This window comes from Clostridium aestuarii (assembly GCF_026735135.1).
Classification (GTDB): domain Bacteria; phylum Bacillota; class Clostridia; order Clostridiales; family Clostridiaceae; genus Clostridium_H; species Clostridium_H aestuarii.
In genome coordinates this window covers 1-13,705 of record NZ_JAPQER010000009.1, presented here as the reverse complement: position 1 = coordinate 13,705, position 13,705 = coordinate 1, and the positions used below count along the sequence as shown (strand labels likewise).

14 protein-coding genes and 1 riboswitch are annotated in these 13,705 nt (G+C 26.9%); of the genes, 5 read left to right on the top strand and 9 right to left on the bottom strand.

The genetic code is table 11. The annotated features are described in order from the left end of the window. Positions 1-48 precede the first annotated feature (48 nt). Positions 49-1,122, bottom strand: coding sequence for a hypothetical protein (locus OW763_RS15280; protein ID WP_268042239.1), 1,074 nt, complete (start codon positions 1,120-1,122; stop codon positions 49-51). Between the two features lie 141 nt (positions 1,123-1,263). Here OW763_RS15280 and OW763_RS15275 point away from each other — a divergent pair, with 141 nt between their 5' ends. After that, positions 1,264-2,334 carry a YkvI family membrane protein gene (locus tag OW763_RS15275; protein ID WP_418921805.1) on the top strand — a complete coding sequence of 357 codons (1,071 nt, stop codon included), beginning with the start codon at positions 1,264-1,266 and terminating at the stop codon, positions 2,332-2,334. A gap of 123 nt (positions 2,335-2,457) precedes the next feature. Then, on the top strand, positions 2,458-3,354 hold the full coding sequence (locus OW763_RS15270; protein WP_268042329.1) for a radical SAM protein: 897 nt from the start codon (positions 2,458-2,460) through the stop codon (positions 3,352-3,354). 21 nt (positions 3,355-3,375) lie between these two features. Here the strand turns inward: OW763_RS15270 and OW763_RS15265 are convergent, their stop codons facing one another. Next, positions 3,376-4,023 carry a phosphatase PAP2 family protein gene (locus OW763_RS15265; protein WP_268042235.1) on the bottom strand — a complete coding sequence of 216 codons (648 nt, stop codon included), beginning with the start codon at positions 4,021-4,023 and terminating at the stop codon, positions 3,376-3,378. A 377-nt stretch (positions 4,024-4,400) separates the two neighbouring features. On the opposite strand from OW763_RS15265, the gene OW763_RS15260 reads away from it, so the two are divergent. The 3 genes from OW763_RS15260 (at position 4,401) to OW763_RS15250 (ending at position 7,741) form a co-directional block, all read left to right on the top strand. Then, the gene (locus OW763_RS15260; RefSeq protein WP_268042234.1) at positions 4,401-6,197 is read left to right on the top strand and encodes a SpoIID/LytB domain-containing protein; all 1,797 of its coding nucleotides are present in this window, start codon (positions 4,401-4,403) and stop codon (positions 6,195-6,197) included. A gap of 107 nt (positions 6,198-6,304) precedes the next feature. Continuing rightward, complete coding sequence (locus OW763_RS15255) at positions 6,305-7,261, top strand: hypothetical protein (RefSeq protein WP_268042232.1); 957 nt, start codon at positions 6,305-6,307, stop codon at positions 7,259-7,261. Positions 7,262-7,321: 60 nt separating this feature from the next. Continuing rightward, the gene (locus OW763_RS15250) at positions 7,322-7,741 is read left to right on the top strand and encodes a bacteriohemerythrin (protein ID WP_268042231.1); all 420 of its coding nucleotides are present in this window, start codon (positions 7,322-7,324) and stop codon (positions 7,739-7,741) included. A 75-nt stretch (positions 7,742-7,816) separates the two neighbouring features. Here the strand turns inward: OW763_RS15250 and OW763_RS15245 are convergent, their stop codons facing one another. From OW763_RS15245 to OW763_RS15215, 7 genes are all read right to left on the bottom strand, one after another. Next, on the bottom strand, positions 7,817-8,578 hold the full coding sequence (locus tag OW763_RS15245; RefSeq protein WP_268042230.1) for an ABC transporter ATP-binding protein: 762 nt from the start codon (positions 8,576-8,578) through the stop codon (positions 7,817-7,819). Beyond that, positions 8,559-9,575: an ABC transporter substrate-binding protein gene (locus OW763_RS15240; RefSeq protein ID WP_268042229.1), complete on the bottom strand. Its 1,017-nt coding sequence runs from the start codon at positions 9,573-9,575 to the stop codon at positions 8,559-8,561. Before OW763_RS15240 ends, OW763_RS15245 begins: the two co-directional genes overlap by 20 nt. Before the next feature lie 23 nt (positions 9,576-9,598). Then, positions 9,599-10,372, bottom strand: coding sequence for an ABC transporter permease (locus OW763_RS15235; protein WP_268042227.1), 774 nt, complete (start codon positions 10,370-10,372; stop codon positions 9,599-9,601). Continuing rightward, complete coding sequence (locus OW763_RS15230) at positions 10,344-10,634, bottom strand: thiamine-binding protein (protein WP_268042226.1); 291 nt, start codon at positions 10,632-10,634, stop codon at positions 10,344-10,346. The genes OW763_RS15235 and OW763_RS15230 overlap by 29 nt, the downstream gene beginning before the upstream one ends. 100 nt (positions 10,635-10,734) lie before the next feature. Beyond that, a riboswitch (TPP riboswitch) is annotated at positions 10,735-10,844 on the bottom strand. Between the two features lie 82 nt (positions 10,845-10,926). After that, positions 10,927-11,685 carry a TatD family hydrolase gene (locus OW763_RS15225; protein WP_268042224.1) on the bottom strand — a complete coding sequence of 253 codons (759 nt, stop codon included), beginning with the start codon at positions 11,683-11,685 and terminating at the stop codon, positions 10,927-10,929. Positions 11,686-11,855: 170 nt separating this feature from the next. After that, positions 11,856-13,217 carry a Na+/H+ antiporter NhaC family protein gene (locus tag OW763_RS15220; protein ID WP_268042223.1) on the bottom strand — a complete coding sequence of 454 codons (1,362 nt, stop codon included), beginning with the start codon at positions 13,215-13,217 and terminating at the stop codon, positions 11,856-11,858. Positions 13,218-13,487: 270 nt separating this feature from the next. Next, positions 13,488-13,705 (bottom strand): PLP-dependent transferase (locus OW763_RS15215; RefSeq protein WP_268042221.1); only part of this gene is annotated, 218 nt, incomplete at its 5' end.

Here is a 13,705-nt window from a genome sequence, read left to right as displayed (position 1 = left end):
CAAATGGTGTCCATAGCAATTATACACTAAAGACACCTTTGCTTAAAATCACTTTTCAATTCTCTTTGGCTTAAATTCCTTAAAATCCAGTTCCCACATGCCTATATATTCATTATCTTTATATTCTTGCTTTACAGGATTAACTTGATATATCATTTTATCTTTTTTTAATTTTAAAAATTTAACCCCAACTTTGTTTAAAGGATATTCTTCTTCAAATTTTATAGGTACAAGTTCTCCACTATCACAATTATAAATTCTTATACACATTTTATTATCAGTTGTTTTATACTGTACTATTAGATACCGTTCATCTTCTGAAAAAAACATTCCTTCTATTTTACAATTTCTTAAAAAATCACAAGCTACTATTTGTTTACCTATAGGTTTTTCTCTTATAAGTTTTCCTTCTTTTTCATCTTTAGCTTCTTTCCCTTGACTTTCCCCTTGCGTTTGCATAGTTTCATCCAATGTTAAAATTGCTATAAACACATCATTATCAACTGTTGTAAATGCCAATTTATCTCCCTCATAGCTAAAATCTATTGCTCCAAAATTTTTTTTAGGAACTAACTGCATCTCCATTTTAGCTTTATCATCCTTGCTATAAGCATATTTAGGTACACCTTCCATATTTATAACTAAATTTGTATCAACTTTATTTTCATTTCTAATTCTCAGCTCTCCATATAAATAAAACACCTCTTTTTTCATGGAATTTGAAATTTTACTTATTTTATAATCTGTTCCATCTTTTACAACGTTTATTATACTTTCAATTAATAAAGTTTCTGGTTTATTAATATTAGATTTTATAACATTTATCTTGAAAATTCCTTCTCTATCTGTTTCCGTAATTTCATCCAATTTATATCCTCTAATTTTTAGCTCATTTATTTTTAAATCCTTTTCGCTACTTTTTACGTCTTCAGTTAAAAGTTTATTTAGTTCTTCATATTTTTCTTTTTCAATACTATCCATATACTTATCTATAGTATTAATAGCCATTTTTATCTCAAAATCATCTTTCTTTTTAACATCCTCAACCTCTTTTTTCTTACTACACCCTACTAAAGTAAAAAACATTAGACCCACCAAGGTATAACTTAAAAACTTTTTCATATTTTATCTCACCTATCTTTATATAAAGTATAAATCTATTTTTCCACTAAAATAAAAATTTAATTTATATTATTATCATTATTTTTATTAATATTTATATATTTATAAAGAAAACCATTATAAATTTTATATGGAGGGAATATTTTGAAAAAAAATTTAACTTTAACCTTTCAACTAGCTGCAGTCTTCATAGGAACAATTGTAGGAGCTGGACTAGCCTCGGGCGAAGAAATTACTTTATTTTTTTCTAGATGTGGATACAAAAGTTTTATAGGAATATTAATATGTTTAATAATTTATATATCTATGGGCTTTATTATTGTACATATAAGTATTAAATATAATTTAAAATCTTATAATGAATTTATAAAAATGGTAAGTCCAGGTTTTTTAGGTCAAGTAACTGATTTTCTTACAGGAATCTTTCTAATTAGTGGAGCATCAATAATCTTAGCTGGAAGTGGTGCTTTATTATCTCAATATTTTCATATTTCTAAATGGTTTGGAATAATCTTAATGGCTATTGTTTCTTTATTTGTACTTCTTAAGGGTACTGAAGGTCTTATAGAAATAAATTCGTTTATTGTTCCTTGTTTAATCACTATAATCACTACAATTTTTATACTATTTATATCACTATCAAAAGAAATAGTTAGTGTATCTTATATAAAAAGCATTCCAAGTTATAGTAATAATTGGCTTATCTCTAGTTTATTATATGCAGGATTCAATATTATATCATGTAGTGGAGTCTTAGTACCATTAAGCTCTGAAATCAAATCTAAAAAGCAACTATTATCTGGAGTAGCAATAGGCTCATTAATCTTAACTGCATTATCCTTTATGATAAATTTCATGTTGTTAATGAATATACCAAATATATTTAAATACGACATACCTTTGCTTTATGTAGCCAATCGTTTTGGTTTTTTAATTCAATTAATGCTTTTATGTATTATGTGGATGGAAATGTTTTCAACCGAAGTTTCTGATATATATAGTATAAGTAAAACATTAGAACATGTATTTAAAATACCATACAAATCCTCAGTAATTATTGTTTTACTAATAGCAATACCTATATCACAATTTGGTTTTGTAAACTTAATAAGTTATATTTATCCTGCATTTGGTGCTATAAGCCTTGTTTTTATAATACAGTGTCTAGTTTTTTATTTTAAACACAGAAAAAGCCTAAAAAAAGTTAGCTAACTGTATTAACCTTTAATTTTTCACATTAAATATGATTGACATTTATAGATTTACACTTTACAGTTAATTTTGAAAAGTGGACAAATAAAGGACGTGAAATAATTGAATAAAAAATTTAACTTGATGAACATACTCAAAAGTTGCACTTTATGCCCACGCAACTGCAGTATTAATAGACTAAAAGGAGATGTTGGATTTTGCAATTCAGGTAAAAACATAAAAATTGCAAGAGTGTCACTTCACACTTGGGAAGAACCTTGTATATCTGGAACTAATGGTTCTGGGACAATATTTTTTTCTAACTGCAATCTTAAATGTGTTTTTTGTCAAAATCATATTATAAGTAACGGTGGAATCGGCAAAGAAATTTCTATAAAAAGATTAAGTGATATTTTTTTAGAACAACAACAAAAAGGTGCACATAACATAAATTTAGTTACTCCTACTCATTTTGTACCTCAAATAATCTCTGCTTTAAAAATAGCAAAAAATAATGGACTAATAATTCCTATAGTTTATAATTCTAATGGTTATGAAAACATCGAAACTATAAAATTATTAAATAAATATATAGATATATACTTACCAGATTTTAAATATTTTAGTGATAAATATTCTATTAAATATTCTAGTTCTGCAAATTACTTTAAAATAGCATCTATGGTAATATCTGAAATGTTTTCTCAGGTTGGTAGACCTAAATTTAATAAAGATGGATTAATGATAAAAGGAATGATTATTCGTCATCTTATGCTTCCTGGACTTTTGTTTGACTCAAAAAAGGTAATAGATTATATATATAATACTTTTGGGAATTCAGTATACATTAGCTTAATGAATCAATATACTCCAATGTACAATTCCTATAAATATCCTGAAATAAATAAAAAAATTAACCCTAAACACTATGATTCATTGATAAATTATTGTATGAAATTAGGTATAACCAAAGCATTTATACAAGAATTTGGAACAGCTTCTGAAAGCTTTATACCTGATTTTGATTTGAGAGAAATATAAAAAACATTAACAAATTATTTGTTAATGTTTTTTTCTTATATTCCATAATTTATTAATGAAAAAATATAATCCTACAGATAAAGCTATTGCTGTAATAACATCTATAAAATGGTGTTGTTTCATAAACATAGTAGATAAAATTATAAGTAACCCGATTATAATACAAATTACTTTTAGTGATATCATTTTGACTTTATTTGAAAAACCTACATACAAAACAACTAATAATGAATTTAACACATGAATACTTGGCATACAATTATACGGATTATCTCTTTTATATACCCACAAAACTAGTTTATCAAATATATCCTCTTCTTCTACGAAAGGTCTTGGTACATAAGTTGGATAAAAATAATATATGCCATAGCAAATTATCATCCCCACATTTAAACTTATCAACAACTTGAAATATCTTTCTTTATCTAATATGCATAATGAAAACAAAAAAAAGGCTACATATGCATACCATGATATATATGGGAGTACAAAATATTTATTAAAAGGTATAATATCATCTATAAAAGTTGTTATAACTTGTTCCTCACCTGTAAGCTGATTTAATTTAGGATATATCATACTTACAGCAGGTATTGTAAGTGATAATGTTCCTATTTTAGTAACTTCTTTAATTTTACAAGTTATATTTTCTTGATATACATCCTGCATTTCTTCCTCCTAGTATTGCCTACAAACTACTATAATTTTTAGTTTGTTTTATTTATCTAAATAATTTCTGAAAAATAATAAAAGTTATGGAATCTATAACTAACAATATTTTTATCTTTTTCTTTAAGTTATATTCCCTTAATTTAAACTCTTTTAAACATTTATTTATATCATATAATTAATTTTATGTAACTCTTCATTTTATCTTTTATTATTCTTTCCCAAATATAACTATAGCAAATAAAGGAACTTATGTAAATTCCTTTTACTATATATTATATACTAATATATAGTTTTGTTAATTTACAAGTAATAAAATCTTTACTAATTGGATATGTTTTTACTATAACACTATATTATAAATGAGGTAATTTATTATGAAAAAAAGTTCAGTAATTTTAATTATTTTTTCTATAACCATTATTTTAACATTGTTTTTTCCTAGAAAGATAATTCATGGTGTACTTATTGAAAGCACCCCTGATTATTCTATTATGTATATCAACGGTAAATTAAAAGAAATCAAAGTTTCCAACTTATCTTTCCCTAAATATAGTGTAATTTGCTTTAAATATAATGCTTTCAATGTTTTTGATTTTAAACTAGCTGAATCTTTATCAAATAGAATAATAATAAAAGAAAATAATTGCTATGAACTTGAGAAAGTAGGTTCAAAAAAATTATTCTCAAAAGCTACTTTTTATAAAATAGATGAAAACAACAATATAAGTTTAGGAACAAACAGAGATATAATAGTTGGAAAAAATAATGTTAAATCTTTTGTATATAATAACAAGCTACGAACGTTTTTTATTTATCCTATAGATTATTCTACCACCAGAGTTGCCATATCTACTTCTAATTTTGCATCAGTATATCATAAAAATATAGAAATAGCGTGTAAATGTCCCACAAAGATTTATAGCATAGATGAAAATTTTTCGTTAAACCTTCCTAAAAACTCAAAATTGATGATTAATTTTGAAGAAGACACTATAAAATTGTCATATAATGCTGTTAGCAAAAGCTTTCATACTAGATTATACATCAAAGGTGATTCTTTAACCTTAACTAATATAACAAGAGGTTATCCAGTATTTAATCCAACTTATAGTGGAATTGTTGAAGTTTATCCAACTAAAAAAGGAATGACAATAATAAACGAAATAAACTTAGAAGATTATTTATGTAAGGTAGTTCCTTCTGAAATGCCAATATGGGGTGGCCTTGAAGCTTTAAAATGTCAATCAGTAGCAGCTAGAACTTATGCTATTTCCGATATGATGAATAGTCGTTTTGCAAATTTAGGCTTTTATGTAGATGACAGCACTAGGAGTCAAGTTTATAATAATATACCTTCTCAAGAAGCTTCAACTAAAGCTGTTAAAGCTACTTCTGGACTTATAATGACCTATAATAATAAACCTATTGATGCAAAATATTACTCTACCTCCTGTGGTATGGGTGTGAATTATAAAAACATCTGGTTCAACAGTGATGGTTCTAGTGATAACAAGCCTTATTTAAAAACTAATAATTACCTTATAAATACTAAACATACACCATCCAACGAAAAAGAATGGCTTGAATTTTATAAAAATACAACTTTAGATACTTATGATAATAATTCTTCTTATTTTAGATGGAAGGTTTATTTTAATAAAACTTCTCTTGAAAAAAATCTAAACATAAATTTAAGAAATATATATAAATCCTCAGCAAAATATATAACTATATTTAAAAATAATAATCATCCTAAAAAACTCAAACGTTTACCTAAAGAATTTAAGAATTTACAAGATATAAAAATTATAAATAGAAGTGCTGGTGGAAATATTTTAGAAATATCTTTTATATTTGAAAATGTTATTATAAATGTAAAAAAAGATACCTTCGTTAGACGCTGTTTTAAAAATTCACCTGATATAAATAACCAAATATCAAAAATAATACTCTTAAATGAAAAAACTTTAGAAAATTGGTCTACTCTACCTTCTTCCTTCTTTTCAATAGAAAAAGTCAACAATACTTTCAACATATATGGAGGCGGTTTTGGACACGGTGTAGGTATGAGCCAATATGGTGCGATGTATCTAGGTCGACATGGTGAAAATTTTAAAAATATACTAAATACCTATTACAAAAATATCGATCTAACAAAGATATACCAATAATATTACAAAGCAATATTATTAAATTTAGATTCTATTACAAAATACGGTTTATATGATAAAATATACTTAATTTAAAAATATTTTTCATCACTAAAAGGAGAACCAAAATGAAAAAATTAATACTATTGCTTTGTTCACTTCTTTGTATTTTATGTACTCCTGTATTTGCTAATAGCGGTCCTTGGCGTGAAGAACCTGCACCTGGTTTTAATGCTGTTCCACTTAAGAGTAATTCAATTGAAATCTTAAGTGAAAAACTTATATACGATATTAATACAGATAGATATAGCACAGCTAAAGTTACCGCTATTTATAATATGAAAAATGTAACTAATCAAATTCAAAATATTCCTGTAGCTTTTCCCTTTGTAGGGGGGCATCTTAATACATGGGAAAAAGATAAACAATCTCAAAATATTATTGTGACCTTTGATGGAAATAAAATTGAAAAAACCATAAAAAAAATAGATACTCTTAGCTTTGATAGTACCGATGGATTTGAAGGCAAGGGATTGTATAAAAAAATTGATAGTAACACTTGCGGTAATTTATCCTTTAAAGATATTCTTGCAGAAATGGACAAGTCTTTGAATAATTCAGATTTTAACATAAAAGATTATGAAAAAAATGATAACAATAATGAAATTGTAGAATTGATATTATTTAACCTTACATTACAGCCAAATACAGAGCATAAACTAAAAGTATCCTATTATCAAGAAGGTGGTAGAGATAGATATGAATCTGGTGATCCTCATGTTTATAATAAGTATATTTACTACTATTTTTTAGAACCAGCATCATATTGGAAAGATTTTAATGATTTAAATATTACAATTAAAGTTCCAAAAGATTTTACTCTTACTAACAGTACATTAGACCTAAAAAATGCTGAGGAAAATATTTATGAAGGACAATTTAAAAAACTTCCAAAAGAAAATTTAGTCTTTGAAATTTCTAAAAACCAAAATATAATTAATAAAACTGTAAATAATAAATTATTTATATTTTCATTAGCAATAATCACATTGTTATTAATTTTTAAATATAAAAAACGAAAATAATATAAAAGGTTATTATATGTTATTAATCATATTTATAAAAAAACAAGGAGCTGATACAAAATGTTTAAATGGAAAGATGAATATTCTGTTGGAGTTGAAGAAATCAACAAACAACATAAAAAATTGTTTGCTTTAGGTAGAAAATTATATGAAATTGTACAATTAGATGATGATTATGATCATTATGATGAAATAATGACTATTCTTGATGAACTTAAAGAATACACCTCTTATCATTTTGAAAGTGAAGAGCAACTATTAAATAAACATGAGTATAATTCTTTAGAATTTAAATTACATAGATTAGAGCATAAATCATTTATAAATAAAATCAATGAATACGACGAGGAAAATATTGATTTTGAACAAAAACACTCTATATTAGATATGCTTACATTTATTGAGAAATGGATACAACAGCATATATTAAAAACTGATTTTCAATATAAAGATTTTTTCAATACTAAAGGAGTAAGCTAAAAAATTATTTCAAAATATAAAATAAAATTCATCCTATAGGGTAGAAGCTAAAAATTTCTACCCTATAGGATGTTTTTATAATGCATTTAATATTTTTCTTTTTATAATATTAAACGCCTCTGAAGTAACAATATCCTTACTTTTTCTATTTGGAAGGTCAACTTTTATTTCTTCCTTTATCTTTGCGGGTTTATCAGATAAAATATATATCCTATCTGATAAAAAAATAGCTTCTTCGATATCATGAGTAATAAATACTACTGTAGAATTTAAATTTTCCATTACATTCAAAAGCCAAAAGTGCATTTTACCTCTTGTTATAGCATCTAAAGCACCAAACGGCTCATCAAGGAGCATTATATCCTTAGAAAACATATAGGTTCTAAGGAGCGCTGCTCTTTGTCTCATACCACCTGATAATTGATGAGGATATTTTTCTTCAAAACCTTCAAGTCCAAAAGTTTTAAAATATTTTGCTGCTTCTTTTCTCGCAAAACTAAGCTTTTCCCCTTTCAAAACAAGAGGCATAGCTGTATTATCGATTATTTTTTTCCAAGGAAGAAGTAAATCCTTTTGATACATATAACTTACACGTCCTGTTTTGCCAGTACACTTTTCGCCATCTATTATAACCTCTCCACTATCAGCTTCTAGAAGTCCTGAAACTATATTAAATATAGTACTTTTACCACTACCACTTGGTCCAAGTAAACTTACAAATTCATTTTGATTTACACAAAAACTTATATCTTCTATTATTTGTACAGTCTCAAAACGTTTTTTTATATTTTCTACCTTAAGTTTTTGTTTCAACTTTTTATTCTGGTAAATACTCATTAGTAAAAGCCTCTTTTCCATCCATATCTTTAGGAATTAAGCCTTTTTCATAAAGGAATTTAGTATAATTATTCCAAACCTCTTCTTTCATTTCTCCCCATTTGTTAGCATCTGCTTTATATTTATCAGCTAAATATTTTTGGCTTGCAACAGCAAGCTTTTCATCTATTTCAGGTACAGATTTAACTAAAATTTTAGCTGCTTCTTCTGGCTTTTCCATGCAGTATTCATATCCTTTTGTTGTAGCCTTTAAGAATTTCTTTACTAATTCTGGATTATTTTTAAGTGTATCCTCATTTGCTATTATAACTGGAGTATAGTAATCCATTCTTTTATCTAATTTACGTAATTCTATATAATTAATTGGGAAACCTTTAAGTTCTGATTCAATTCCTGTCCATCCGTAAAAAATCCATTCAAAATCTACATTCTTTTTAGTAACTGTAAAGAAATCATCCGAACCTAAATTTATCATTTTAAGTTTAGAAAAATCTGCTCCGTTATTTTCCATTATAGCTTTTAATATCTTTTCTTCTGAAGGTGAACCCCAACCACCATAAGTTTTTCCTTCAAAATCTTTTGGTGAAATTATATTTTTTTCTTTTGGCGAAGCAAATCCTGATGTATTATGTTGTATAACAGCTGCAATAGCTTTAATAGGTAATGGATTTTCTGCTGTTCTTGCATACGTTACTTGTTCTTGATAACTTATTCCGAACTCACCTTTTTTAGCTGCAATTAAATCTGCTGATCCACCCTCTGAAGGTTGAATTATATTTACGTCTAATCCTTCTTCTGCATAATACCCTTTATCTTTAGCTACATATAATCCAGTATGATTAGTATTAGGAACCCAGTCCAATACAACCGTTATCTTTTTTAACTCTTCAGTTTTTTTAGTTACATCCTTTTTATCGGCTGCATTGTTGCCACATCCTACAAATACCGCAGTAGCAAGTGTAACCATTGCAATTAATGATATAATCTTCTTTTTCATTTCATTACCTCCATAATTATATTTTAGGAATCAATATTAGAATTTCTATTCCAAGGCATTAATATATATTGAATCAAATATAATATTCCAAACAATACCATACTTAAAGCTATGATAATTAGAACAACAGCAAAAACCTTATCTATAGCAAAAGAATGCTTAACTCTTATCATATAGAAACCAAGACCTTTATCCGCTCCTACCCATTCTCCAATTACCGCTCCCATTATGCTGTAGGTTGCCGCAATTCTGAGCCCAGAAAAAAAGTTAACTATTGATGCTGGGAATTTTACAATTTTAAAAATCTGAAGTTTATTTGCTCCCATAGATTTTAAAAGATTAATCATATCCTTATCTACAGAATTTAATCCATCCATGAGGCTTATAACTATAGGAAAAAAACATACTAAAACTACAATTATAATCTTAGGTTGCATACCAAACCCAAACCACATTGCAAACAATGGAGCCAATACAATAATAGGTATTGTTTGTGATATAACCAATATAGGATAAATACTTCTTCTTATAATTTTTACATTATCCATAAGCAGTGCTAATATTACCGCTAAAATAATAGATATAATAAATCCCAGCATAGCTTCCTTAAGAGTAATGTAAATATGGACCTTTATGTTGGGTAATATATCAATTAATGCTGATATGACATCTATAGGTGATGGAAGGATATATCTTTCAATAACACCTCTATCTACAACCAACTGCCATATAAACAATAAAATTATTTGAAACAATATTGGTATAACCTTATTTTTTATATTTATACGTTTTTTCATTCATTGTCACGCCTTCAGGTTTATAATCTATTTTTATAACAGAAACAACTCTTGCTGCTCCTTCTTTAACACATATGTCTTGAGCTTTTTTTACTATTTCTAAAAGCTCATCTAAGTCACCTTCCATAGTAGTTTCCATAGGACCAACTTCATATTTTACTCCACAAGAATCAATATACTCTATAACTCTATCAACTACAGGGTAGATTCTTTCTTCTTCTACTACAGGTAAAACCTGAAGACTAACATTAACATTTTTCATTTTAACAACTTCCTTTCCCTCTATTATATTTTTAAATAAAAAAATCTCTCCATCCTTAAACTGGATGAAGAGATATATCTACTTAATATCATAAATATTTCAAATATAGATTGATATCTTCCCTCCGCTGGCATTATCCAGTTCAGGTTATAAGGGTCGAAATTTTAAATTTCCTCTCAACCAATAACATTGGCTCCCCCTTTTCATTATAATTTTTACATACATTTATATCTTATATAATAAAAATATATATGTCAATTTTTTTCATATTCTAAGTTTATTTCACTATATATTATAAACCATTTAAAATATTCTTTGGTATTATTCTTTTAAAATTTTCTATAACTATGTTGTTCATACTTTCTAAAGGTATTTTTTTTATATCCGCTAAATCCTTTATAACGTTTTTTATTAATATAGGCATTCCTCTCTTATGTGTTAGCCACTCTTCTGCTCCTGGTCCATCAGTTTCTGTAAGTAATCTATCTAATGGAATTTTTTCTGCAATTTTTTTTATTTTATCTGAATATGTCACTTCTACACCTATAGTAAAATAAAAATTTCTTTCAATCATGCTATTCAAAATATCTATTGACCCTGAATACCAATGAATTATAGCCTTTTCTATTTCATATTTATTCAATAGCTCTAAAATCTCTTTTTCTGCACCCTTAGTATGAAGATTAATTATTTTATTCTGTTGCTTAGCTTTTTCTAAGAAAAATCTTAAAATTTTTCTTTGAGCTTCATATTCATTTTTATCTTGTACCCAACAAAAGTCTAATCCTATTTCACCTATTATAGATGTTTTATCTATGAATTTTTTTATTTCTTGTAATTTATCTACATACTTAGGTGCATTCCATGGATGTATCCCAAATGTTGGTATAATATATTTGCTGTTCTTACTAATTTTTAAATTTTTAATGTATGAAGGTACATCCATAGAATTATTTATAGTAATTATTTTTTCCTTATTGATTTGATTAATTGCTCTTTCTATCTCATTACATTGGTAATGATCTAAATGAGTATGTGAATCAACAAACATTTTTTCACCTACTTTTATCTGTTTTTCTCTAAATACATTTTTAAATATAAATTAGGAGTAAGTCAGATACCTGCTATCTAACTTACTCCTGAATTTATTGAGGGTTATACAAATTGGGGCTTTATTTATATAATTATTAAATATAATTATCAACTATTGTTTTATTTAACTTATGCAGATGCACTCTCATCATCCCATTTCCAAGGCTGTTTCCTTATTAAACCATCTGCAAAAGGTATAAACATTGAAGCTATAACCGATACTGCTAGAAGTTGTTGATACCATAGTAGTGGTATTACTTGGAAAGGAGAAATTGCTCCTTTTGTGAATCCTGTTAATATTAGAAGTTGAGCACCATAAGGAATAAGTCCTTGGAATATACATGAGAAAGTATCCAATATAGCTGCACTTCTACGAGGATCTACTTTATAAGTATGACAAAGTTCCTTAGCAATAGGTCCATTTATTATGATAGCAACTGTATTATTAGCAACTGCAGCATCTGTTAAAGAAACAAGTGCTCCAATACCAAATTCTGCTGATTTTTTTCCTTTTATCATAAGTTGTATCTTCTCTAGCAAGAATTGTATTCCGCCTGCTTCTGTAACCATATGAGCAAGTCCACCAGTCAGCATTGATAGAAGGAATATTTCTATCATATTTGTAAATCCAGTAAATACATTTTGTGAAAAAGTTAAAACTGTCAAATCACCATATACTAATCCTATTATACCTGAAAGGAATATTCCACCTGTAAGTACAACGAAAACGTTAACACCAATTAAAGCTACAACTAATACAAATATATATGGTATAACTTTTATTATATTAAAATCATAAGTTTGCATTGCTGGTATAGTATCTGGACGACCAAAGATGAAAAGTAAAACCATTGTTATAATTGCTGCTGGTGCCGCAATAAATATATTTACTTTAAACTTGTCTCTCATTTCACATCCTTGCGTCCTAGTTGCTGCAATTGTAGTATCTGATATTACTGATAGGTTATCTCCAAACATTGCTCCACCACATACAGCTGCTAATGTAAGAGGAAGAGAAAGTCCTGATTTATCAGCAAGTCCTATAGCAATCGGAGTAATAGCTGCTATCGCTCCAACTGATGTACCTGTTGATATTGAAATAAATCCTGCTATAACAAACAACCCTACCATTATATAATTTGCTGGTATATAAGTTAATCCTAAGTTTACAGTTGAATCTACGCCTCCCATAGCTTTAGATACAGCTGCAAAAGCTCCAGCTAATAAATAAATTGTACACATTATAATTATATCTTGATTACCGCATCCCTTTATAAAAGAGTCAAACTTTTCATTTATTGTTCCTTTTAATATTACAAACGCTGCAATAACACCAATAAAACATGCTACAGGTGCTGGAAACTGATAGAATGCTAATTCTACACCTTTAGATTGTAGTATAAGTCCACTTCCAAGATAAATTGCTACGAAAACTACAAATGGTATCAGTGCCATTCCATTAGCTATTGGCTTTTTTGAGTTATCACCCATGAATAATTCCTCCTTAAATAAATTAAAATTTTTTATTTATAATTCCATTGTAAAGTAATTATATATTACATACTTAATAAAAACTACCCGAAAAGGTTTACATATATTCCAAAAACAAACATATACTCCAAAAACATATAATACTATATTCAAATGTTTTTTATTTTTATATAGAATCAATTGTAAGAACTATTTTTTCTTACAATTGATTCTGAAATTCAATTTAAATAAATACTGTTTAATAATTAATTTAAAATTATACTTTAACTTCTATTTTACTATTAAATCTAAAGCTTGTTTTAAATCAGCAATTATATCTTCTGCAGTTTCAAGACCAACTGATAATCTAACTAATCCATCACTTATTCCTGCTGCTGCTCTTTCTTCTGCAGTATATGGTGAATGAGTCATTGATGCTGGATGTTGAATTAATGTTTCAGTATCTCCTAAGCTTACTGCTAATGAAGCTAATTGAACATTATTCATAA